This window comes from Actinomadura sp. 9N215 (genome assembly GCF_044326345.1).
Taxonomy (GTDB): domain Bacteria; phylum Actinomycetota; class Actinomycetes; order Streptosporangiales; family Streptosporangiaceae; genus Spirillospora.
The window spans coordinates 193,594-215,712 of record NZ_JBIRBA010000012.1 but is presented as its reverse complement, the minus strand read 5'-3'; the positions used below and the strand labels follow the sequence as shown (position 1 = coordinate 215,712).

General features: G+C 72.6%; 24 protein-coding genes. 10 read left to right on the top strand and 14 right to left on the bottom strand.

Annotated features, from left to right (window positions below):
• Window position 1: 1 nt before the first annotated feature.
• From ACH34T_RS21590 to uraD, 5 genes are read right to left on the bottom strand one after another with little or no spacing between them, the layout of a single operon-like run.
• A complete protein-coding gene (locus tag ACH34T_RS21590) occupies window positions 2-493 on the bottom strand; it encodes a (2Fe-2S)-binding protein (RefSeq protein WP_395993987.1) in 492 nt (163 codons plus the stop codon).
• Complete coding sequence (locus tag ACH34T_RS21585) at window positions 493-1,371, bottom strand: FAD binding domain-containing protein (RefSeq protein ID WP_395993986.1); 879 nt, start codon at window positions 1,369-1,371, stop codon at window positions 493-495. Before ACH34T_RS21585 ends, ACH34T_RS21590 begins: the two co-directional genes overlap by 1 nt.
• Before the next feature lie 13 nt (window positions 1,372-1,384).
• Window positions 1,385-2,254: a factor-independent urate hydroxylase gene (pucL, locus tag ACH34T_RS21580; RefSeq protein ID WP_395993985.1), complete on the bottom strand. Its 870-nt coding sequence runs from the start codon at window positions 2,252-2,254 to the stop codon at window positions 1,385-1,387.
• Between the two features lie 4 nt (window positions 2,255-2,258).
• Window positions 2,259-2,591, bottom strand: coding sequence for a hydroxyisourate hydrolase (gene uraH / locus ACH34T_RS21575; protein WP_395993984.1), 333 nt, complete (start codon window positions 2,589-2,591; stop codon window positions 2,259-2,261).
• A complete protein-coding gene (gene uraD / locus ACH34T_RS21570; protein ID WP_395993983.1) occupies window positions 2,588-3,043 on the bottom strand; it encodes a 2-oxo-4-hydroxy-4-carboxy-5-ureidoimidazoline decarboxylase in 456 nt (151 codons plus the stop codon). Before uraD ends, uraH begins: the two co-directional genes overlap by 4 nt.
• Before the next feature lie 111 nt (window positions 3,044-3,154).
• Between uraD and ACH34T_RS21565 the strand changes: the two genes are divergently transcribed.
• Window positions 3,155-4,681, top strand: coding sequence for a PucR family transcriptional regulator (locus ACH34T_RS21565; RefSeq protein WP_395993982.1), 1,527 nt, complete (start codon window positions 3,155-3,157; stop codon window positions 4,679-4,681).
• Window positions 4,682-4,734: 53 nt separating this feature from the next.
• On the opposite strand, the gene ACH34T_RS21560 is transcribed toward ACH34T_RS21565, so the two are convergent.
• The 8 genes from ACH34T_RS21560 to ACH34T_RS21525 all read right to left on the bottom strand — a co-directional run bounded on the left by ACH34T_RS21560 (window position 4,735) and on the right by ACH34T_RS21525 (window position 12,299).
• A complete protein-coding gene (locus ACH34T_RS21560; RefSeq protein WP_395993981.1) occupies window positions 4,735-5,595 on the bottom strand; it encodes an alpha/beta fold hydrolase in 861 nt (286 codons plus the stop codon).
• A 30-nt stretch (window positions 5,596-5,625) separates the two neighbouring features.
• Complete coding sequence (locus ACH34T_RS21555; protein WP_395993980.1) at window positions 5,626-6,351, bottom strand: Clp protease N-terminal domain-containing protein; 726 nt, start codon at window positions 6,349-6,351, stop codon at window positions 5,626-5,628.
• Window positions 6,352-6,401: 50 nt separating this feature from the next.
• The gene (locus ACH34T_RS21550; protein ID WP_395993979.1) at window positions 6,402-7,319 is read right to left on the bottom strand and encodes an NAD-dependent epimerase/dehydratase family protein; all 918 of its coding nucleotides are present in this window, start codon (window positions 7,317-7,319) and stop codon (window positions 6,402-6,404) included.
• On the bottom strand, window positions 7,316-8,848 hold the full coding sequence (locus ACH34T_RS21545; RefSeq protein WP_395993978.1) for a class I adenylate-forming enzyme family protein: 1,533 nt from the start codon (window positions 8,846-8,848) through the stop codon (window positions 7,316-7,318). Before ACH34T_RS21545 ends, ACH34T_RS21550 begins: the two co-directional genes overlap by 4 nt.
• Complete coding sequence (locus ACH34T_RS21540; RefSeq protein WP_395993977.1) at window positions 8,845-10,011, bottom strand: cytochrome P450; 1,167 nt, start codon at window positions 10,009-10,011, stop codon at window positions 8,845-8,847. Before ACH34T_RS21540 ends, ACH34T_RS21545 begins: the two co-directional genes overlap by 4 nt.
• The gene (locus ACH34T_RS21535) at window positions 10,008-10,760 is read right to left on the bottom strand and encodes a glycosyltransferase (RefSeq protein ID WP_395993976.1); all 753 of its coding nucleotides are present in this window, start codon (window positions 10,758-10,760) and stop codon (window positions 10,008-10,010) included. The genes ACH34T_RS21540 and ACH34T_RS21535 overlap by 4 nt, the downstream gene beginning before the upstream one ends.
• Window positions 10,761-10,762: 2 nt before the next feature.
• Entirely contained in the window at window positions 10,763-11,764 is a 1,002-nt protein-coding gene (locus tag ACH34T_RS21530; protein ID WP_395993975.1) for a 3-oxoacyl-ACP synthase III family protein, read from the bottom strand.
• A gap of 157 nt (window positions 11,765-11,921) precedes the next feature.
• Window positions 11,922-12,299 carry a hypothetical protein gene (locus tag ACH34T_RS21525; protein WP_395993974.1) on the bottom strand — a complete coding sequence of 126 codons (378 nt, stop codon included), beginning with the start codon at window positions 12,297-12,299 and terminating at the stop codon, window positions 11,922-11,924.
• 178 nt (window positions 12,300-12,477) lie between these two features.
• On the opposite strand from ACH34T_RS21525, the gene ACH34T_RS21520 reads away from it, so the two are divergent.
• The 6 genes from ACH34T_RS21520 to ACH34T_RS21495 all read left to right on the top strand — a co-directional run bounded on the left by ACH34T_RS21520 (window position 12,478) and on the right by ACH34T_RS21495 (window position 19,495).
• Complete coding sequence (locus ACH34T_RS21520) at window positions 12,478-13,638, top strand: steroid 3-ketoacyl-CoA thiolase (RefSeq protein ID WP_395993973.1); 1,161 nt, start codon at window positions 12,478-12,480, stop codon at window positions 13,636-13,638.
• Between the two features lie 36 nt (window positions 13,639-13,674).
• Window positions 13,675-14,664, top strand: coding sequence for an MBL fold metallo-hydrolase (locus tag ACH34T_RS21515; protein WP_395993972.1), 990 nt, complete (start codon window positions 13,675-13,677; stop codon window positions 14,662-14,664).
• A gap of 172 nt (window positions 14,665-14,836) precedes the next feature.
• Window positions 14,837-16,093: a cytochrome P450 gene (locus ACH34T_RS21510; protein WP_395993971.1), complete on the top strand. Its 1,257-nt coding sequence runs from the start codon at window positions 14,837-14,839 to the stop codon at window positions 16,091-16,093.
• Between the two features lie 199 nt (window positions 16,094-16,292).
• The gene (locus ACH34T_RS21505; protein ID WP_395993970.1) at window positions 16,293-17,570 is read left to right on the top strand and encodes a glycosyltransferase family 4 protein; all 1,278 of its coding nucleotides are present in this window, start codon (window positions 16,293-16,295) and stop codon (window positions 17,568-17,570) included.
• Between the two features lie 58 nt (window positions 17,571-17,628).
• The gene (locus tag ACH34T_RS21500; RefSeq protein WP_395994041.1) at window positions 17,629-18,393 is read left to right on the top strand and encodes a class I SAM-dependent methyltransferase; all 765 of its coding nucleotides are present in this window, start codon (window positions 17,629-17,631) and stop codon (window positions 18,391-18,393) included.
• Window positions 18,383-19,495, top strand: a complete 1,113-nt coding sequence (locus ACH34T_RS21495) for a prenyltransferase (protein ID WP_395993969.1) — start codon at window positions 18,383-18,385, stop codon at window positions 19,493-19,495. The genes ACH34T_RS21500 and ACH34T_RS21495 overlap by 11 nt, the downstream gene beginning before the upstream one ends.
• Here the strand turns inward: ACH34T_RS21495 and ACH34T_RS21490 are convergent.
• On the bottom strand, window positions 19,476-20,201 hold the full coding sequence (locus ACH34T_RS21490) for a class I SAM-dependent methyltransferase (protein WP_395993968.1): 726 nt from the start codon (window positions 20,199-20,201) through the stop codon (window positions 19,476-19,478). The two genes, ACH34T_RS21495 and ACH34T_RS21490, sit on opposite strands and share 20 nt — an antisense overlap.
• A 125-nt stretch (window positions 20,202-20,326) precedes the next feature.
• Between ACH34T_RS21490 and ACH34T_RS21485 the strand changes: the two genes are divergently transcribed.
• The 3 genes from ACH34T_RS21485 (at window position 20,327) to ACH34T_RS21475 (ending at window position 21,996) form a co-directional block, all read left to right on the top strand.
• Window positions 20,327-20,518: a ferredoxin gene (locus ACH34T_RS21485; RefSeq protein WP_395993967.1), complete on the top strand. Its 192-nt coding sequence runs from the start codon at window positions 20,327-20,329 to the stop codon at window positions 20,516-20,518.
• 82 nt (window positions 20,519-20,600) lie between these two features.
• The gene (locus ACH34T_RS21480; protein WP_395993966.1) at window positions 20,601-21,686 is read left to right on the top strand and encodes an alcohol dehydrogenase catalytic domain-containing protein; all 1,086 of its coding nucleotides are present in this window, start codon (window positions 20,601-20,603) and stop codon (window positions 21,684-21,686) included.
• A gap of 124 nt (window positions 21,687-21,810) precedes the next feature.
• Entirely contained in the window at window positions 21,811-21,996 is a 186-nt protein-coding gene (locus ACH34T_RS21475; RefSeq protein WP_395993965.1) for a hypothetical protein, read from the top strand.
• The last annotated feature ends 123 nt before the right edge of the window (window positions 21,997-22,119 follow it).

Genomic DNA, 22,119 nt, shown 5'->3' with positions numbered 1-22,119 from the left:
ATCACTGTGCCGCCGCCTTCCGCTTGCGCTCCGCCGCCAGGCGCACCGCGTCCAGGATCTTCTCGTAGCCGGTGCAGCGGCACAGGTTGCCCGCGAGGGCCTCGCGGATCTCGGCGTCGGACGGCGCGGGGTTCCGCTCGATCAGGTCGTGCGACTGGACGATCAGGCCGGGCGTGCAGAACCCGCACTGGACGGCCCCCGTCTCCACGAACGCCTCCTGGACGGGATCCAGCCGCTCGTCGCCCGGCTGCCCCTCCGCCAGCCCCTCGACGGTGACGACGCGGCGCCCCTCCGCCTGACCGGCCGCGACCAGGCACGCGCAGGCCGGAACACCGTCCAGGTAGACGGTGCAGGAGCCGCATTCGCCCTGCTCGCAGGCGTTCTTGGAGCCCGGCAGTCCCATCCGCTCGCGCAGCATGTAGAGCAGGCTCTCGCCCTCCCACACGTCGTCGACGACCTCGTCCGAGCCGTTGACGGTGACGTTCACGCGCATCAGGAAGCCTCCCTCCTGGTCGTTCCGGTGGTGTGGTCTCTCCAGGCCCAGGTCAGCGTCCGGCGGGCCATCACCGACAGGGCGTGCCTGCGGTAGTCGCCCGTCCCGCGGACGTCGTCGATCGGCGACGCCGCCTCGGCGACGAGCTCCCCGAACCGCCGCGCCGCCGGTTCCCGGAGCGGGCCGCGGCCGTCCCAGTCGAGCTCCGCGGAGATGAACGCCTCGGCGGCGGTGGCGCGGAGCGGGGTCGGGGCGGCGGAGCCGAGGCCCGTGCCGACGCGCCGTTCCGCCGGATGCAGCGCGAGCGCGAACGAGCACACGGCGATCACCATCGCGTTCCTGGTGCCGATCTTGGCGAAGTACTGCGGGCCCGTCGCGGGCGCCGTCCAGAAGGCGCGGATCAGCTCGTCCGCGGCGAGCGCGTTCCGCTTCACGCCGGTGAAGAACTCCGTGATCGGGATCATCCGGACGCCGCGCGCCGCCGACTCCGCCTCGACCACCGCGTCGCCCGCCAGCAGCGGCGGATGGCCGTCCCCGGCGGGCGACGCCGCGCCGAGGTTGCCGCCCACCGTGCCGCGGTTGCGGATCTGCGGCGAGCCCACCGTCCGGGACGCCTGCGCCAGGCCGGGCAGGCGTGCGCCCAGTTCCGTGATCAGGCGGGTGTAGGGGACGGCCGCGCCGACGCGGAGCCGCCCGCCGGACGTCTCCCATTCGGCGAGCTCGCCGATCGTCGTCAGGTCGAGCAGCGCCTCCGGCCTGCGCTGATCGAAGTTGATCTCGACCATGACGTCGGTGCCGCCCTGAACGGGCAGCGCGCCCGGCAGCTCAGCCTTCGCGGCGAGCGCCTCGCTCCAGGTCGCCGGTCGCAGGAATTCCATTTCTCTCGATCCCCTAGGTCCAGGCGGACGCCGCGTGCGGCGCGTCGTCGGTGCGGACGGTGCCCTCGATCAGCCCGTACGGACGGTCCGCCGCGAAGTACACCTCGTTGTCGTTGTCCAGGCCGAACGGCTCCAGATCGACCAGGAAATGGTGCTTGTTGGGCATCGACAGCCGTATCTCGCACAGTTCGGCTCGTTCGTCCAATACGCGGCGGCCCATCTGGAACAGCGTCTGCTGAAGGGACAGGCTGTGCGTCTCGGCGAACGCGTGCAGCAGGTGGCGCCGAGCGGAGTGGTAGGAGTCGTCCCAGTCGCCGGATCTGGCGCTCCGGTGGCGCCATTGGGCGGTGACGGCGGTCGCGAGGATGCGGTCGTCGGTCGGGGCCAGCGTCGTGTATTCGTCTTGAACGAATCCGTGGAACTCGCTGCCCGTCGAATTCAGGACGACCAGGTCTTCGAGGCCGGAGACGACCGATTCGGCGCCGCCTTCGCCGTCGCTGTGGACCAGCGCCGTCCTGACCTCGCCGCCGTCCCGGACGAACGAATGGCCGCCCGTGATGCGATCCCACGAATACTCGTGGATTTCCACGCGGGCGTGGGAGATCGTCGGCTGCGAATCCACGAAATGGCGGGCGAGGAGGAGGCCGAAATCCTCGATCGCCTCGATGCCGTGCTTCTTCGCGAACGCGAACACGGTGTTCTTCTGGCTGTCGGTCGGCAGGACGGCCGCGTTGTCGCCGGTCAGGTGCGCGTCGTCCATCGCGCCCGAGAGCGAGACGCTGACGTTCACATCCTTGATCCGGTGCCGCGGACCGGAGCGGGTGACGCGGACGACGCGCGTCTCCGCCTTCCCGTAGCGGTTGGGGCCCAGCACGATGCCCATGTCGCTAGCTCCCTCGGTAGGTCGAGTAGGCGAACGGGCTGATCAGGAGCGGCACATGGAGATGCCGGTCCGGGTCGGTGATCGTGAACGCCACGGCGACCTCGGGGAAGAAGTCCGACAGGCCGGATGTGTCGAACACCAGGCGATGCGTACCGGCGTTCAGCGGGGTGTTCCACTCCCTGATCCGGCCGTCCTGGTCGGTGCGGATCTCGGCGAGCGTCGTCCAGCCGTCACCGCCACCGCCGTCGCCGCGCGCCGTGCGGCGTTGCAGCCGGACGGTCATCCCGGCCGCGGGCAGCCCTTTCGCCGCGTCCAGCACATGCGTCGAAAGACTCACAGATCCTCTTCCCCCACCAGTCTGATCAGGCGAAGGTCCACGATCTTCGCCAGTTCCCGCCGGACGACCGCCCGCTCGGCCTCGACGCCGTTCCCCAGCCGGGTCCGGAGGTCGCCGAGCATGTCCCCGGCCGTGCGGCCCGTCGCGCAGATCAGGAACACGTGGCCGAAGCGGTCCTCATAGGCTCGGTTCCCCTCGATGAGGGCGGCACGCACGTCCGACTCCGCGCCGTCCATGCCCGACTGCTCGGCCTTCGACCAGCCGTCCACGCGGTCTCCGATGCGCGGGTGCGCGTCCAGCGCCTCCTCCACGTCGGGCCATTCGAGCTCGTCCAGCGCGCTCGCGGCGGCCGCGCGCAGTTCGTCCAGGTCGCGCGGGCGCCGTGCGGCGACCGCGTCGATCCAGCGGCGGGACGCGCAGCACGCCGACAGGTCCGCGTCTGTGAGCAGCACCGATCCCTCCCTCGTCGCTTGCAGTACACACGGCCGCCCGGGAGCCGGTCGAGCCACAGGACGTCCGAACTCGGCTCCCCCGCGCCCGCGAGGCTTTGTAGGTTGCTACATATGAAGCTCCGCGCCCTGCTCGCCATGTCCGATCTGCGGCTGGAGGTCGTCGCCGGGGACGACGCCGCGCTGGACCGGCCGATCAGGTGGGTGGTCACCACCGACCTCCTCGACCCCGGCCGCTACCTGCGCGGGCGGGAGCTGGTCCTCACCGGGCTCGTCTGGCGGTCGGAGCCCGCGGACTCGGAGACGTTCGTGCGCGCCCTCGCCGACGCGGGCGTGTCGGGCCTCGCCGCCGGCGACCTCGCGTTCGGCACCACCCCGGACGATCTCGTCGACGCCTGCCGCCGCCACGGCCTCCCGCTGTTCAAGGTCCCGGAGGACGTGTCGTTCGCGACGGTCACGGAGGAGGTCGTCCGGCATCTGTCCGGCGCCCGCGCCGCCGATCTGACCGCCGTCCTGGACCGGCACCGGCGGCTCGTCGAGGGCACCGGGCTCGGCGCCGTCCTCGACCTGGTCGAACGCGATCTCGGTATGCGCTGCCAGGTCCTCACCGCCGCCGGACGCCTCGTGGCCGGTGCGCGCCCGCCCGATTCCGCCGCCCTGGCTAGGGCCTTCCTCAGCGCGTCCCGCCTGCCGCACTACACCTCGGACCTCGATGCGTCGATCTTCGCGGTCGGCGAGGGCGCCGTGTGCCGGGCGGCCGACTGGTTCGTCGCGTGCGCGGGCGACTTCGCCGACTGGCCCGCGGAGCGCCGCGCCCTCACCGGCGAACTCGCCGCCATCGTCGCGCTTGAGCGGGCCCGGCTGGACGACCGGCTGAGCACCGAAGGCCGCCGCGCCCAAGAGATCGTGACCGCCGTCATCGCCGGTGCCCTGGACGGCGGCGTCGCCGACGAGCTGGAACGGTCTGGGATGTCCGCCGGGGCCTCAGTGGTCGCGGTCGCCGCCTCCGGCCGGGGCGGGGTCGGGCCGGGCGAGGTGCAGACCGTCCTCGCCGAAATCCTTCCGGGGACACGCCCGGTGCTGGGCCTGGTGGACGACGAAGTCATCGGCCTCATCGCCCTCGACCACGACGACCACGACGGCCTGGCCGACCACGACGTCGTTGTCGGCCAGGTCGAGGACGCGCTCAACGCACTGGCGCCCGGCCTGACCGGCGGCGGTGTCGCGCTCGGCGTCAGCGACACCGCCCGCGTTCCCGATCTGCGCGGCATCGTCGAGGAGGCACGCCAGGCGCGTCGGCTGGCGGCCACCCGGAACTCGCCGGTCTGCGTCGTCCGGCATGACGAGCTCGCCACTCACGTGCTGCTGCTGGCCAGCGTTCCCGATGACGTCCGGCAGCTGTTCAAAGTGCGGCTCCTGGATCCGCTGCACGCTTACGACAAGGTCCACGGCGCCGACCTCGTCCGGACCCTGGAGACATTCCTCCAGTACTCCGGTTCGTGGACGCGTACCGCCGAGGAACTCCATCTGCACGTCAACTCGGTGCGTTATCGCATTCAGCGCGTCCAGGACCTGACCGGCCGCGACCTGTCGCGCCTTGAGGATCAGGTCGACTTCTTCCTCGCCCTCCGACTCGGATAGGCACGAGCAGCGAGCGGACGCGAACACGACCGGCCGCCTGACCGTCCACGGAGTCAGGACGTATGGCGGAGGACGGCCGGGACGACCGTGTTCCATGTTCGCCGTGGAAGTTCGTTGCCCATCCCCGGGACGGTCAGCAGTTCGGCGCCGGGAATCTCGGCTGCGAGGGCCTCGCCGTTGCCGAGCGGGAAGAACGCGTCGTCCTCGCCGTGGATCACGAGGGTGGGCGCGGTGATGTCGCCGAGACGCTCCCGCCAGCGGGGCCCGCTGTCGAGGGCGGCGAAGGCGATCGCCATCAGGTCGGCGCGGTGCGCCTTGCCGGGGTCAGGATCGGCGGGCGTCCGGTCGTGGATCCGTTCGATGTGCTCGCGGGCCTCGGCCTCATCGAAGGACTGGCCGGACAAGTGGCGGGCGTTCTCGACCATGAAGGCGACCACGGAGGCGCGGTCCGTCCAGTCGACCTCGGGCGGGTTCATGAAATGGGCCATCAGCTCGGGCCCGTGCTCGGGCAGGTCGGCGTCGTTCGGGCCGGGCGCGGTGGGCCTGGTGGCGATCAGCGTGAGCGTGGTGACGCGGGCGGGGTGGTCCAGGGCGAGCAGCTGCGCGATCCAGCCGCCGACCCCGAAGCCCACGACGTGCGCGGACGGCAGCTCGTGGGCGTCGAGCACCCCGGCGGCGTCCGCCACCAGGTCGCGCAGCGTGTAGTCCGGGGCCTCGGGGTCGGCGGACGCGGAACGGCCCGTGCCGCGCAGGTCGTAGCGGACGACGTACCTGCGCAGCGCGGCGACGCGTCCGCAGAGGTCGTCAGGCCAGGTGAGCATCGTGTTGCCGATGAGCAGGACGGGCGCGTCACCCGGATCGCCGAACGTCTCGGCGCACAGTTCCACCCCGTTGGCCTTGATGAGCTTCTCCATGAAGGGTTGGACCGGCCGGGCGTCCGGAATTCATCCCTGCTGGGCGATCGTGTCCAACGCGGCGGTGATGTTCGCCTCGGCGGCGGCCTTGTCGACGCCGAGGTCGGAGAGCACGCCGGTGCCGTCCTCGAACTCCAGGAGGGCGAGGAGGAGGTGCTCGGTGCCGACGTAGTTGTGGCCGAGGCGGAGGGCCTCGCGGAAGGTCAGCTCCAGGGCCTTCTTTGCGTCCGCGTCGTACGGGACGAGGTCGGGGACGTCGTCCGCCGCGGGCGGCAGCGCGGCGGTGGCGGCCTGCCGGACGGTGTCGAGCGGAACGCCCTGCGCGATGATCGCCTTGGCGGCGAGCGCGTCCGGCTCGGCCAGCAGCCCGAGGACGAGGTGCGCGGGACGGATCTGGTCGTTGCCCGCCGCCTTGGCCTCGTTCATCGACGACACGACGACGTTGCGGGCCCGCTGGGTGAACCGAGAGAAGCCTTGGGAGACGTCGAGGTCGGCGGCCTGCCCCTTCGGGACGAAGCGTTTCTGCGCGGCCTGCTTGCTGACTCCCATGCTCTTGCCGATGTCCGTCCAGGACGCGCCGGAGCGGCGGGCCTGGTCGACGAAGTGGCCGATGAGGTGATCGGCGACGTCGCCGAGGTGCTCGGCGGCGAGGACGGCGCTGGTGAGCTGTTCGAGGGCGTCGGTGTGGACCTTCTTGATGGCGTTGATCAGGTCGTCGAGGCGGACCTGGCCGGCCGCCGGCGTAGGTTCGGTCATGCGTCAACCATAGGTTGACGATCAAAACTGCGTCAACCCGTGGTTGACGATTACCAGGCGGAGGCGCCGGTGAAGGTCGTCCCGTGCGGGTCGTAGCCGAGGGCCTCGCGGGCGGCGGTGATGTCGAGGGTCCGCTCGACGGCCAGGTGGCTGATCGCGTAGCGGGTGACGCGCGGCGATCGCGAACTGCGGGCCAGGAGGAACGCGCCCTCGGCGACGGCGGCCAGCGGGCGGGCGGCGACGGCGGGGACGTAGACGGGCCGCGCCCGGACACCGCGTTCGCGGAGGATCTCGCGGAGCGCGCCGTCGATCGTGACCGGGGCCGCGTCCGCGATGTTGAAGACGCCCGCGGCGACGGGCCCGGTCGCGGCCAGCACGCAGGCCCGGACGAGGTTCTCGATCGAGGTCAGGCTGACGCGCTGGCGTCCCGTCCCGGCGACCGGGAGGACCGGGCCGCGCACGGCGGACAGCAGGCGCGGCAGCAGCGTCGTGTCACCGGGCCCGTAGACCGCGTGGGGACGCAGGACGATCGCGTCGCGGGGCAGGGCCCGTTCGGCGGCGGCCTTCGACGCGGCATAGGCGTTCAGGTAGCGGCGGACCGGCGCCTCGTCCTCGGTGACCATGACGCTCGGGCGGAACGGGTCGTACACGCTGGCCGTGCTGACGTGCACGAATCGCGCGTCGGGAAAGGTCGCGAGAGCGCTGCGGGTTCCGGTGAGGTTGGCGGCGAACAGGTCGGCGGCCGGTCCCCAGTCGGAGACGCTGCCCGCGCAATGGACGACCGCGTCGACGTCGGGGGCGTCCGGGAGCGGGCCGTGGGTGAGGTCCCACGACCGGTAGGTCGCGCCGTCCAGGTGGGTGGCGGCAGGGCGACGCCCGTACGCGAACGTGGTGACGCCTTCGGAGATGAGGGCCCGGCACACGGCGCCTCCGACGAAGCCTGAGGCGCCCGTCACGGCGATTCTCATGGCGTCTCTCGTGACGTCTCTCGTGGCGTCACGAGTTCGCGGAGGCGGTCGCGGTCGAGCTTGCACGTCCGGCCGGTGCGGGGCAGCTCGTCCAGGACGACGATGCGGTCCGGGAGCGCATCGTGGTCGACGACGTCCGGGAGGATCCGCCGGAGCCGGACGGGGAGATCGCCGGTGCCGACCACTGCCAGGACCACCTCTTCGTCTCCGGTCCCAGGGTCGGGGACTCCGACGATCGCGGCCTCCGCCACACCGGGCAGCGCGGCGATCGACGGTTCGTACAGGCCCGGGTAGAGGTTGAACTTGCCGCGGATCAGCATGTCCTTCTTGCGTCCGACGAGGACGAGGCGGCCGTCGGCGAAGCGCGCCAGATCACCGGTCGGGAGCTCGGAGACGGGGTCCGCGCCGAGGTACCCACGACACAGGTTCGGGCCGTACAGCAGCAGTTCGCCGTCGTCGGCCAGGCGGGCGCCGACGCCGGGCAGCGGGCGTCCGAGAAGGTCGCCGGGGGCGGTGTGGGCGAGCTTCTCCTCCGCCGACGCGATCGCCACCGGAAGGATCTCCGTCATCGCGTAGACGGACAGGACCTCGGCGGACGGCGCCGCCCCGACGGCGCGCCGGAGGATCCCCGCGGGCGCGGGCGCGGCGCCGAGCAGCACATACCGCAGGGTCGGCGGCAGGTCCGGGGAGGCGTCCAGGATCTCCGCCAGGTGGACGGGGACGCAGAACGTGTGGGTGGCCTCCCGCTCGCGCAGCAGGCGGGCGAAGTCGGCGGGCGCGCAGGACAGCGGCGGCATCGACCAGCGCGCCCCGGCGACCAGCGCGGGCAGCCCGAGCATGAGCTGGTCGGTGTGGACGACGTCGCCCGGCCCGAGCGGCATCCGCGTCCGGAACAGGTCGAGCGCCGCCGCCAGCGACGCCTGGGTGTGGACGACGGCGCGCGGGTCCGACGTCGTCCCCGAGGTGAAGATCACGGCGGCGGGCGCGTCCGGGTCGGCGTCCGGGACGGGATCTGCCGGGTCTCCCTGGGCGAGGCGCTTGAAGGACAGCGCGTCTCGCGGGACGCCGGGCAGGCGAGGCCCGACTCGGATGTGCCGCATCGGACCTTCGCCCGGGATCCGCAGGTCCGCGAGGTTCGGCAGCAGCAGCCCGCGCCGGCGGGCAAAGGCCCGGACGGGACGCAGCCGGCTGCCCGCGTACAGGATCGATTCCGCCGCCGACCAGCGCGGACGCGCCAGCCGCAGCCGCGCGCCGAACATCTCGGGCCCGGCTCCCGGATCGGCGAACACGACCACCCCGCCCGCGGCGACCACGCCCAGCGCCAGCACCAGCGACTCCGGCGACGGACGGACGGAGAACAGCACCCCGTCCCCCGCCGCCAGCCCCGCGGAAAGGAGCCCGTGGCGCACGGCGAGCACCTGCCGCCGCAGCTCACCGTAGGTGAGTTCCGCGCCCGTCCCGGAAACGAGCGCGACGCTGCCGGGCGGCGTGCGGGCGGCCTGGTCCAGCAGCCGTCGGACGAGAGTCACGCCACTCCCCTCCCCAACCGGACGCCCAAGTGGCGATAAGTCGGAATCAGCACGCCCCGGGCGGCGGCCCGGCGCGTGATCGTGAGCGGCCCGGCGGCGAGGAGCGTCCGGGCGACCCGGCGGAGCTGGGCCATGGCCAGCGGATATCCGAGGCAGAAGTGCGGTCCCGCGCCGAACCACAGCCGCCGCAGCTCGGGCGGGTGCGGACGGTCCAGATCGAACGGCCCGAGGGCGCGGCAGCAGTTGTGCGTGACGATCAGCACCCGCTCGCCCGGACGGATCGCGACGCCCCCGACCGTCGCGGGCCGGTGGACGCTGCGCAGCATGACCGGTGTCGGCGTCGTCACCCGCATCGCCTCGTCGATGGCCCGGTCGAGCAGTGCGCCGTCGGCGGCGACGCGGGCGAGCTGCCCGTGGTCGGCGAGCAGGGCGATCAGGCGCGGCAGGAGCGTGGCGACCGTTTCGGTGCCGGTCAGGAAGAACGCGCCCGCGGCCCCTCTGGCCTCGTCCTCCGAGAGGCCGAGGGCCCGCATGCGTCCCATCACCGTGGATTCGTCGCCTGTGAAGTACGCCTTAGCGGCGACGTCGCCGAGCGGGTCCAGGACGGCCCGCGCCCGCCGCACCTGGGACGGGGAGAGCCGCCGCGTCCGCAGCGAGACCGTCGACACGACGCGCTCCCCCTGCTCGAACAGGTCGCGGTAGGCCGCTTCGGTCCGGGTGTCCAGGCCGATGACCTCGGCGATGACCGTCCCGGCGAGCAGGCGGGCCGCGTCCACGAGGTCCACGGTCGCGCCGCGCCGCAGGCGATCGGTGAGCCGGGCCAGCGGTTCGTCCAGGACGCGGGCGCACAACGCCTCGGTATAGGACGGGACGAACAGCTCGGCGAGCCGTCGGCGCAGCACCCGATGCGCCTCGCCCTCCATGTTGAGCAGCACGGACGGGCCCAGGACCGGCGTCCACAGCTCACCCGGCGAACCCGGGCCGTCCTTCCGGAACGTCTCGCCGTCCATCAGGACCCGGCGCGCGAGGGACGCGTCGTTCACGACCACGCCGACACCCGGCACGCGCACGATCGGGCCCCGCCGCGCTGCGGCGCGCAGCAGCGGATACGCGAACGGATGCGCGGCCGTGTAGAGCCGCCGTTCCCAGTCGCGGGCCTTCATCGGATGTCCACGACGGGCGGCCGGTAGCGGTGGTCGGCGTACCAGCCGAGCGTCCTGACCAGGCCGTACGCGCGCAGACGCCGCACCGACCCGTACACGACGACGTCGTCGCGGAGCCCGTAGGCGCCGGTGAGGTAGCGGACGCGGTTGACGAGCGCGCGGTCCTCGTGGACGTCCTCGATGCGGGTGCGCGGGAACCCGCCCGCCCGTTCGTACAGGTCGGCGGTGATGGCGACGTTGCAGCCCGGCATCATCACGTAGGGGCCGAGGTAGAGCGGGTCCTGGTTGCCCGGCCGGAGGCGTCCGAAGAGGGCGGCGAGGTCGATGACGGCGGGCAGCAGGCGGCGCTCCCAGAACTTCAGCGGGAACTCGTCGGTGCGCGGCAGCAGCGGCCCGGACACCATCTCCAGCCCGTCGCCGAACGCGCGCTTCAGCGCCGCGACCCAGCCGCGGTGCGGGAGGCAGTCGGCGTCGGTGCGGGCGACGTGCGTGGCCCCGGCGGCGACGGCGTGCCGGACGCCGGTGTCGGCGGCGGCGCCCGTCCCCTTCTCCGGCTCGTGGACGATCCGCACGTCGAACGCGCCATTCTCCGCCGCGAACTCCTTGACGACCTGCGCGGTCCCGTCCGTGCTGCCGTTGTCGACGACGACGAGCGTGAACCCGGTGTCGGTCTGCTCGGCGAGGCGGCGCAGCGTCGCGCCGATCGAGCGTTCCTCGTCATAGGCGGGAATGACGACCCAGAACCCCATGGTCACAGCTCCGCGAACATGACGCCGAGGCTGATGCCGCCCGCCAGCCCGACGAGCGCCACACGGTCGCCGGGCCCACACCGCCCTTCGGCGACCGCGGTGGCGACCTGCAACGGCAGGCTCGCGGACGCGACGTTCCCGTGCTCGGGCAGCGTCACGACCAGACGATCAGCCGGGACGCCGAGGGCCGAGCGCAGCGCCTCCAGATACGGGACCGTCACCTGGTGGACGGCGACGACCGCGAAGTCGTCCCAGGTCAGGCCGGTCTTCTGCAGCGCGGTCGTGAAGAGCTCCGCGCCGCCCGCGACGAACGCGTCCTTGAGCCGCCGCCCGTCCCCGCTGAAGTAGCCGAAGTCGGGGTCGCGGGGATGCATCGAGCCGCCGCCGGGGAGCGTCCCGATGGGCCACGCGGCGGAGACGGCGGCGAAGTCGCGGTAGAAGATCCCGCCGTCCGGGGCGGCCTCGACGAGCATCGCGGCGCCGCCGTCGGAGAGGGTGTAGCCGGCGAAGGCGTCCGCGAACTGGGCGCGGTCGCGCACCTTCCAGCGGATCGCGCGGGACGGGCTCTCGCCCGTGCAGACCAGCACCCGCTCGTGCTGCCCGGTGCGGATCAGCGCGTCCGCCAGCTGCAGCCCGTTCAGGAAGCCGTTGCAGGCGTTCTTGACGTCGAAGACCGGGCAGGCCGCGCCGAGCTTGGCGGCGACGATGTGCGCGGTGGCGGGCTCGATCAGGTCCTGCGACGCCGACCCGAAGATCAGCAGGTCGAGCCCGGCGGGGTGGGTCCCGCGCTGGGCCAGGACGCGGCGGGCCGCGGCGACGGCCAGGTCGGACGCCTGCTCGCCGTCGCGCATCACATGCCGCGCCCGGATGCCGGTCAGCCGCTGGACGATCGTCGGACGCGGACGGTACCCGCCGCTCTCGGCCGCGACGCGGGCCTCCACCTCGGCGCTGGTGACCGTCCGCTCGGGCAGGTGCGCGGCGATGGCGGTGATGCGGGCTCTCATAGCCAGGGGTCCCCCGGTTCCTCGTGTTCCGTGGAACCGCCAGCGTCGCCGGTCGCGGCCGCTCCCGGACAGCGCGACCATACGGAACCCGAGATGGGCGTTGTACCCCCGTTTGAGGTGAGTACTGGAGCCCATCCCGCCTGAGCCAAACGGCGGGTCAGACCTCGGGGATCTCCGTCGGGGCGGCGGTCGTGGGAGGCGGCGCCGGGGAGTTCGTGATCGTCGGGACGATCGGCTGCACGGGCTCCTCGTCCCTGGAGCCCGAGTTCCACCACCAGAGCGCGAACGAGATCGCGAACAGCACGAGGATGCCGGCGAGGACCTGGAACACCGCCAGCCGATGGCTCGGCTCGCGCCGCCGTCGCCGCCGGAACCGGAGGCCGCCGGAGCCGGCGGCGCGTCTCGCGGCCCGCCGGTCGCGCCGCCGCTCGCGCCTGCCGGGCGGCCGGGCCCGCTCGCGCGCGGACGGCTCGGTGAACGTTGCGCTCTTGACGAAGTCGTCGTCGAACACGGGCTCGTCGAAGTCTGCGGCCATGAGGATCTCCGGCGCGGGGGGCGGCGGTCGCTTCCAGGCTAGTCGACCCTCGCGCGGCCCGGTCCCCGCGGCCGGGCCGGCCCCGGCCCGGCCCGTCCTGCTAGCCGGGACCGGCCGCGCGACCGAAACCTAGAACCCGTTACAGTCATGGCCGAACCGTGTTCGATAAGGAGACCGCATGGGTACCCCGGTGATCGTCGAGGCGGTGCGCACACCGCTCGGCAAGCGCGACGGCTGGCTCGCGGGCCTCAAGCCGACGGCCGTCCTCGCGCACGCCATGACCGCCGCCGTCGACCGCTCCGGCATCGACGCCGCCGAGGTGGAACAGGTCTTCGCGGGCTGCGTGACGCAGGCGGGCGAGCAGGGCGGGCACGTCGGCCGCTACGCCTGGCTGTACGCGGGCCTGCCCTGGCAGGCCGGGGTCACGACGATCGACGCGCAGTGCGGGTCGGCGCAGCAGGCCGTCCACCTCGCCGCGTCGCAGATCGCCGCGGGCGTCGTGGACGTCGCGCTGGGCTGCGGCGTCGAGGTGATGAGCCGCGCGCCGCTCGGCACGAACGTCCGGCCCGCCAGGCCGCGGCCCGACGACTGGTCGCTCGACATGCCGGACCAGTTCGAGGCGGCCGAGCGCATCGCCGCCCGGCGCGGCATCACCCGCGCCGACCTGGACGCGTTCGGCGCCCGCTCGCAGCGGCTCGCCGCGAAGGCGTGGGCGGACGGCCGCTTCGACCGCGAGGTCGCGCCCATCACCGCGCCCGTCCTGGACGGCGAAGGTGACCCCACGGGCGAGACCCGCGAGGTGACCCGCGACCAGGGCCTCCGGGAGACCACCGAGGACGGGCTCGCGCGGCTCAGGCCCGTCCTCGGCCCCGGCGCGCTGCACACGGCGGGCACGTCGTCGCAGATCTCGGACGGCGCCGCCGCCGTCCTGCTGATGTCGGAGGAGAAGGCGAAGGCGCTCGGCCTGCGCCCGCGCGCCCGGATCAGGACCCAGGCCCTGGTCGGCGCCGAGCCGTACTACCACCTGGACGGCCCCGTCCAGGCGACCGAGCACGTCCTGCGCCGGTCCGGCATGACGATGGGCGACATCGACCTCACCGAGATCAACGAGGCGTTCGCGTCGATCGTGCTGTCGTGGGCGTCCGTCCACGAGCCGGACCTGGACACGGTCAACGTCAACGGCGGCGCGATCGCGCTCGGCCACCCGGTCGGCGCGACCGGCGCCCGCCTGATCACGACGGCGCTGCACGAGCTGGAGCGCCGCGACGCCGGGACGGCCCTGGTCACGATGTGCGCGGGCGGCGCGCTGTCGACCGCCACCGTCCTCGAACGGATCTGAAGGATCTACCGACTCCTGGCGCGAAAGGCGGTCCTGTTGCGGCCGGAACCCGAAGACCTCGGCGACGGGCTGTGGAGCGTGCCCGTCCCCATCCCGGACAACCCGCTGGCCTACACGCTCGTGTACGCGGTGGAGAGCCCCCGGGGCCCCGTCCTGATCGACGCCGGCTGGCAGCACGAGGACGCCTGGACGGCCCTCCGCGACGGCCTCGGCACGTTCGGGATCGAGGTCGGCGACGTCCACGGCGTTGTCGTCACGCACTTCCACCCCGACCACTCCGGCCTGGCCGGACGCGTCCGCGAGGCGTCCGGCGCCTGGATCGCCATGCACCACGCGGACGCGGAGATCGTCCGGCTGTTCCACAATGTCGGCCAGGGCGGCCGCCGGGCCTTCGAGCTGAGCGCGCTGCGCCGCGCCGGGGCCGCCGAGTCCGAGCTGACCGGTTCGGCCCGGCAGACCCCGGTCGCGCCGCCCGCGATCCCGGACCGCGAGCTGTCCGACGGCGACCTCGTCGACCTGCCGGGACGCAGGCTGCGGGCCGTCTGGACGCCCGGCCACTCCCCCGGCCACATCTGCCTGCACCTGGAGGACGGCGGCCGCATCTTCACCGGCGACCACGTCCTGCCGCGCATCACCCCGCACATCGGCCTCTACCCGTACGACACCCCGGACGTCGACCCGCTCAGCGACTTCCTCGGCTCCCTCGACAAGGTCTCCGCGATGGCGGTGGACGAGGTCCTGCCCGCGCACCAGTTCCGTTTCACGGGACTGTCCGGCCGCGCGCGGGAGATCATCGGGCATCACGAGGAACGGCTCGCCGAGGTGGCGGCATTGCTGTCGTCCACTCCCCTCACTCTCTGGGACCTCACGGCGGGCCTCACCTGGCGCCATCCGTGGGCCGATATGCACCAGGGCGCCCGCCGCATGGCCGCCGCCGAGGCCGCCGCGCACGTCCGCACGCTGGAGACCCGGGGCGTCGCCCGCCGCGACGGAACCGACGACCCCATCCGCTACACACTGCGCTGAGTTAGTCACCTTTCGTGGTGAAAGCCATGTGCGGTGCAGGTCACTCATGGACACTGGACTCTTGATGAGACGGGAGTCTCATGTTAGAACGTGTTCTAGGTCCCAGGACCCGAGCAAGCGCTCAGTTCGGCGCCGGCGCGCTCGGTCCCGTCCCCGGCACGAAGGATCCTCCATGGCACTTGCGACCCCGTCCGCCTCCGCCGCGCGGACGTTCCGGGCCCCTGAGATCGACATCATCGACCCCGGCGTCTACGAGCGCGGGGGCATCCCGCACCGGCAGTTCGCGTGGCTGCGCGACAACGACCCCGTCCACTGGCACCGGGACCCGAACGACGGCGTGCCCGGCTTCTGGGCGGTCACCCGGCACGAGGACGTCGTGCAGGTGTCGCGGCGCGCCGACCCGTACTCGTCCCACGAGCGGACGGCGATGTTCGAGGAGTTCACCGACGACGACATCGCCCTCTACGGGCAGATGATGCTGTTCCAGGACCCGCCGGACCACACCCGCCTTCGCGCCATGGTGAACAAGGGCTTCACCCCGCGCATGATCGGCAAGCTCCGGGACCACGTCCGCGACATCTGCCACCGGCTGATCGACGAGGCCGCGCCGCTCGGCGAGTGCGACTTCGTCGAGTACTTCGCCGCCCCGCTCCCCCTCTACACGATCTGCGAGCTGCTCGGCGCGCCGCTGGCGGACCGGCAGAAGATCTTCCACTGGTCGAACAAGCTGGTCGCGTTCAACGACCCCGACTACATCGGCGACCGGACGGAGTCGGCCCTGTTCGCCGCCGAGTTCGCGGGCTGGGCCGGGGAGCTGGCGCGCGCCCGGGCGTCGACGCCGCGCGACGACATCGTCACCAAGCTCCTCACCCCGGACGCGGACGGCAACCGCATCAGCGAGGAGGAGTTCTCGCTCTTCGTGATCATGCTGTCGATCGCCGGGAACGAGACGACCAGGACCGCGACGGCGGGCGGCATGCAGGCGTTCTTCGAGCGTCCCGAGCAGTGGGAGCGGCTGCGGGCCGACCGGAGCCTGCTGCCGTCGGCGGTGGAGGAGATCGTCCGCTGGGTGAGCCCTATCAACCAGTTCCGCCGGACGGCCCTCGGCGACGCCGAGCTGGGTGGCAAGCAGATCAAGGCGGGCGACAAGGTCGTCCTGTTCTACGGGTCCGCGAACCGGGACGAGCGGGTGTTCGACGACCCGTTCGCGTTCGACGTGGGCCGCGACCCCAACCCGCACCTCGGCTTCGGCGGCGGCGGCCCGCACTTCTGCCTGGGCACCCACCTCGCCCGCATGAACCTCCAGATCATCTTCGAGACGATCCTGGACCGGACGCCCGACATCCGCCCGGCCGGCGAGCCGCGCCGCCTGCGGTCGAACTTCGTCAACGGGCTCAAGGAACTGCCGGTGCGCTTCACCCCGTCCTGACCCGTGCCCGCCGCCGCCTCCGCCCGCGCGAGCAGGCACGACGATGCCCGACTCGGGCCGAGTGTGCTTTTCGAAACACTTTTGGACGCCATGCCCAATATTGAACTCAGCGGTAACGTACGGAGGCTAAGGTCTAGTTTCATCGGCGGCATCGAGCGGATGCCCAGGCGACGGGAGAGCTGCGTGGGCGGGTGCTGGTGTGGGTGAGGCAGGCGAGTCGGGCACGCTGCGCGTCGGTCTGCTGTCGTACCGGAGCAAGCCGCACTGCGGCGGTCAGGGCGTCTACCTCCGGCATCTGAGCCGCGAGCTCGCCGACATCGGGCACACGGTGGAGGTCCTGTCCGGGCAGCCGTATCCGGAGCTGGACCGCGACGGGATCGTCCTCACCAAGATTCCCAGCCTGGACCTGTACAACGACGACGACCCGTTCCGCACCCCGTCCCTCGGCGAGTTCCGCGACTGGGTCGACGTCCTGGAGTTCGCGCACATGCGGACGGGCGGCTTCCCCGAGCCGCTGACGTTCAGCCTGCGGGCGCTGCGGCTGCTGCGCCGGCGGCGCGGCGACTTCGACGTCGTCCACGACAACCAGGTCCTCGGCCTCGGCAACCTCGGCATCGCCCGGCTCGGGCTGCCGCTGGTGACGAGCATCCACCACCCGATCAGCGTCGACCGCCGCATCGAGCTTGAGGCGGCGCGGGGCGTCAAGCAGAAGCTCGGCAAGCGCCGCTGGTACGGGTTCGTCGCGATGCAGTCGCAGGTGTCGCGGCGGATCGGGCCCGTGCTGACGGTGTCGGAGTCGTCCAAGGTCGACATCGTCAAGGACTTCAAGGTCGACCCGCGCGACATCGAGATCCTGCCGCTCGGCGTCGACACCCGCATCTTCCACCCGCGCGGGGAGCGCGTGCCCGGCCGGATCGTCGCGATGGCCAGCGCGGACGCGCCGATCAAGGGCGTGGACGTGCTGCTGCGCGCGGTCGCCAAGCTCGCCACCGAGCGGGACGTGCACGTGATCGTCGTGAGCCGGCCGCAGAAGGACGGCCCGACCGAGAAGCTCGTGCGAGAGCTGGCGCTCGGCGAGCGGGTGCGGTTCGTCCACGGGATCAGCGACGACGAGCTGGGCGGGCTGATGGCGTCGGCGGAGATCGCGGTCGTCCCGTCCAGGTACGAGGGGTTCTCGCTGCCGGCGGTGGAGCACATGGCGTCCGGGACGCCGCTCGTCGCGAGCCGCGCCGGGGCGCTGCCCGAGGTCGTCGGCGACGCGGGCGTGCTGGTCGCGCCCGGGGACGTGGAGGAGCTGGCCGCGACCCTGCGCCGCCTGCACGACTCCGCCGCCGAGCGCGAGCGCGCCGGCGCCGCCGGGTTCGCGCGCGTCCAGGAGCGCTTCGCCTGGCCGGCGGTGGCGAAGGCCACGGTCGAGCACTACCGGGCCGCCATCGCCCAGCAGCACTACCGGCGGCTCGCGCGCGGGACCGAGTGAGGCACGCGGCCAACTGAGGGAATGCTTTCCGCGTCCCCCGTACGGAAGGAGCACGACCCTGCTGACCGTGGATTTCCAGCGGTTCCGCGTCACTCCCGGAGACCGCGTCCTCGACCTGGGATGCGGCGCCGGACGGCACGCCTTCGAGCTGTACCGCCGGGGTGCGCACGTCGTGGCCTTCGACCAGGACGCCGGCGAGCTGGCCGAGGTCGAGAAGATGTTCGGGGCCATGCGCGTCGAAGGCGAGGCGCCCGAGGACGCGAAGGCCGAGACCGTGCGGGGCGACGCCCTCGACCTGCCCTTCCCGGACGACCACTTCGACGCGATCGTCGCGTCGGAGGTGCTGGAGCACATCCCGGACGACATGCGGGCTATGCGCGAGCTGCTGCGCGTCCTCAGGCCGGGCGGGAAGCTGGCCGTGACGGTGCCGAGCTGGCTGCCCGAGCGGGTCTGCTGGGCGCTGTCGGAGGACTACCACACCGCGCCCGGCGGGCACGTGCGGATCTACACGCGCGCCGAGCTGGAGGCCAAGCTGAAGTCGATCGGCTTCCGGGTCGGCGGCCACCACCACGCGCACGGCCTGCACGCCCCCTACTGGTGGATCAAGTGCGCGGTCGGGGTCGGCAACGACGGCCACCCGCTCGCCAAGGCGTACCACCAGGTCCTCGTCTGGGACATCATGAAGCGGCCCCTCGCCACCCGCCTCGCCGAGCGCGCGCTGAACCCGCTGATCGGCAAGAGCGTCGTCGTCTACTTCGCCAAGCCCCCAGCGGCGGGCGGGGCACCGGCCGCGCCGGTCGAGGAGACGGCGGATGCGGGCTGAGACCGGCCCGCCCGCGCTGCCGGGTGTCCTGTCGCCGGACGACGTCGTCGCGACGGCCCGGAGCATCACGGCGCAGCAGGAGGAGTCCGGCGCGATCCCCTGGTTCGCCCCGACGGCGGGCGTCCCCGGGCACGTGGACGCCTGGAACCACGTCGAGGCCGCGATGGCGCTGACCGTCGCCGGTTTCGCGGACGAGGCCCGCCGCGCGTACGAGTGGCTGCGCGGCGTCCAGCGCCCGGACGGGTCGTGGCCCGCGAAGTGGGTGCTTGGCGAGGTCACCGAGCCGGGCGGCGAGTCCAACCACGCCGCCTACGCCGCGGTCGGCGTCTGGCACGAGCTGCTGATGACCGGCGACGAGGAGTTCGCGCTGCGGATGTGGCCGGCGGTGCGGCGCGCGATCGACTTCACGCTCGGGCTCCAGACCCGGCGCGGCGAGATCATCTGGATGCGGCACGAGCGCGGCCATCCGTCCGACCACGCGCTGCTGACCGGTTGCTCGTCGATCTACCAGTCGCTGCGCTGCGCGGTCGCGCTCGCCGAGCACCTCGGCGAGCCGGAGCCGGAGTGGGAACTGGCCGCCGACCAGCTCGGGCATGTGGTCGCCGCACATCCGGAGGCGTTCGCCGACAAGAGCCGCTGGTCGATGGACTGGTACTACCCGGTGCTCGGCGGTCCCGTCCGCGGCGCGGCGGCGGCGCGGCGGTTCGCCGACGGCTGGGAAACGTTCGTCGTGCCGGGCCTCGGCTGCCGCTGCGTGTCCGACCAGCCGTGGGTGACGGCGGCGGAGAGCTGCGAGCTGGTGATGGCGCTGGACGCGGCCGGCGACCGCGACCGGGCGCTGGAGCTGTTCACCACCATCCAGCATCTGCGGCACGAGGACGGCTCGTACTGGACGGGCTGGCAGTTCGAGAACCGGCGGCACTTCCCCGGCGACCGCTCCACCTACACGGCGGCGGCGGTGATCCTCGCGGCGGACGCGCTGGCGGACGCCTCGCCCGGCGCCCGGCTGTTCAAGGAGATCGCGGGACGTCCGCTCGGGCCGTGCGCGGCGTCCGACCCGATCGCCTGCGGCTGCGCGCTCGTCACCGTGGGCCGGATGTGACGAAGCCGGATGTGACGGGGCCGGGCGTGAGGGGGTCGGTGTCGTCGACCCGTTCCAGGACGCGGAGCGAGCCGGTCGCGCCGCGCTCCTCGAACGCGCCGCTCGCCAGTGCCCGGAGGTAGATGTGGTACGGCGGCCGCCCACCGTCCTTGGGGTCGGGGAAGACGTCGTGTATGACGAGAGCCCCGCCGACGGCGACGTGCGGCGCCCACCCCTCATAGTCGGCCTGCGCGTGCTCTTCCGCGTGGCCGCCGTCGATGAACAGCAGGGCGAGCGGCGTCCGCCAGAAGGCGGAGACCGTGCGGGACTGGCCGACGACGGCGACGACCTCGTCCTCAAGGCCGGCGGCGGCGATCGTCTTGCGGAACGTGGGCAGCGTGTCCATGCGTCCTGTGCGCGGATCGACAAGGGACGGGTCGTGGTGCTCCCAGCCGGCCTGGTTCTCCTCCGAGCCGTGGTGGTGGTCGACGGTGACGACGACCGTCCCGGCCGTCCTCGCGGCGGCGCCCAGGTAGACGGCGGACTTGCCGCAGTAGGTGCCGACCTCCAGGAGGGGCCCGGCGCCGGGCGGGCGGGTCGCGTACTGCAGGGCCGTCCGGTAGAGGGCGAGGCCCTCGTCGTCCGGCATGAAGCCCTTGGCGTGGCGTGCCGCGCGCAGCAGCTCCGCGGGCATCGCGGGGGCGGCGGACGCCTCGGTGTCGGTCATCGATCTCCCTCCGTCCGGGCACGATATACGAGACGCCCTGCCCCGCGGCGGGAGCCTTGCCCGGCAAGACTGGAACGTGTTCTACTTTCGTCCTGGCGGGCGCGGACGGTGAAACGGAGGAGACGATGAGAGTACGGGTCGACCCGCTGGTGTGCGAGGCGAACGCCGTGTGCGTCGGGCTCGCGCCCGGGGTCTTCGACCTCGACGACGAGGACGAGTTGCAGATTCTCCAGCCGGACGTCCCGCCGGAGGAGCGGGACCGCGTCCGGCACGCGGTGCGGTCGTGCCCCAAGGCCGCCCTGACGCTGGACGAGTGACCGCCGCACCCTTGCCCTGAAGCTCCGTGGTCCCCTAATACTTTATGGACCTCAACGGCACATAGAGTATAGAGGAGGCTCCATGGCGTACGCCGCGGTCCTGCACGCGGTCGGCGACGAACTCGACCTGCGCGACGACGTGTCGACGGTCGCCCCGGGTCCCGACCAGGTGAAGGTCAGGATCAAGGCGACCGGGGTCTGCCACACCGACCTGTCCCTGATCAGCGGCGTGCTCCAGCAGCCCCTCCCCATGGTCATCGGCCACGAGGGCGCCGGGATCGTGACGGAGACCGGCGACCGGGTGACCGGCGTCCGGCCCGGCGACCACGTCGTGATCAGCTGGATGCCCGACTGCGGCGAGTGCGCCGAATGCCTGCGCGGCGAGCCGTACCTGTGCCAGACCCTCCGCGCGCAGGCGCGGTCCGAGCCCAGATTCCGGCTCGCGGACGGCGCCCCCGCGTACGGAATGTCGGGCACCGGCACCTGGGCGGAGGAGCTGATCACGCACCGGCGCAGCGTGATCAAGGTGGCGGAGGACGTCCCGTTCGAGTACGCGGCGCTGCTCGGCTGCGGCATTCCGACCGGCGTCGGCGCGGTGATCAACACGGCGAGGGTGGAGCCGGCGTCGACGGTCGCGGTGGTCGGCGCGGGCGGCGTCGGGCTCTCGGTCATCCAGGGCGCGCGGCTCGCGGGCGCGACCACGATCCTGGCGATCGACCCGAACGAGGCCAAGCACCCGATCGCCGAGCGGTTCGGCGCCACGCACACCACGACACCGGACGGCCTGGAGGAGGCGGCCGGGCTGCTCACCGGCGGCGCGGGCTTCGACTACGCCTTCGAGGTCGTCGGCAGGTCCGCCGCGGTCACCACGGCCTGGGAGGCGACCCGGCGCGGCGGCGACGTGATCATGGTCGGCGCGGGCGCCGCCGACGACCTGTGGAGCCTGCCCACGTCCAGGCTGCTGTTCGAGGGCAAGAACCTCAGGTCGTCCCTCTACGGCGGCTGCGACCTCAGGCGCGACATCCCGCGGTTCGTCGACCTGTGGCGGGCCGGGCGGCTCGACATCGAGGGCCTCATCACCAGCCGGATCGGCTTCGGCGACCTCAAGGACGCCGTCCGCACCCTGGCGAACGGCGACGCGATCCGACAGGTCGTCCTGTTCGACTAGCGTCCGCCATTTAGGACGCATCAAAGGGTTGTTTCGGCATGACCCTGAATAGTGCCGGAGTTTTCTGCCGAACCCGTGGGGCACCGTCCGGTCGCCACACCCCCACGGAAGGAGACGCCTTCCAATGGCGACCCGATACCGGCCGCACATCAGCCTGGTCGGCCTCATCTACCTCATCATCGGCCTGTTCATCGCATGGGACCGCGGCTACATCGACGCGAGCCTGATCCGACGCGTCGGCAGCGCGCTGCTGGCCATATTCCTCTGGTTCCTCATCCTGCTGGGCGTGGACCTGCACATCCGCGCCTAGGGCCCGCCTCGCCGGCGGGCCCCGCGAGCCGGGCACGGGCCGTCCGTACCCCGCCACGGGACGGCCCGTGTCCTTCGCGACAGCCCCCCGTCCCGCCCCGGCCATAGACCGCAAAGCGGGGCA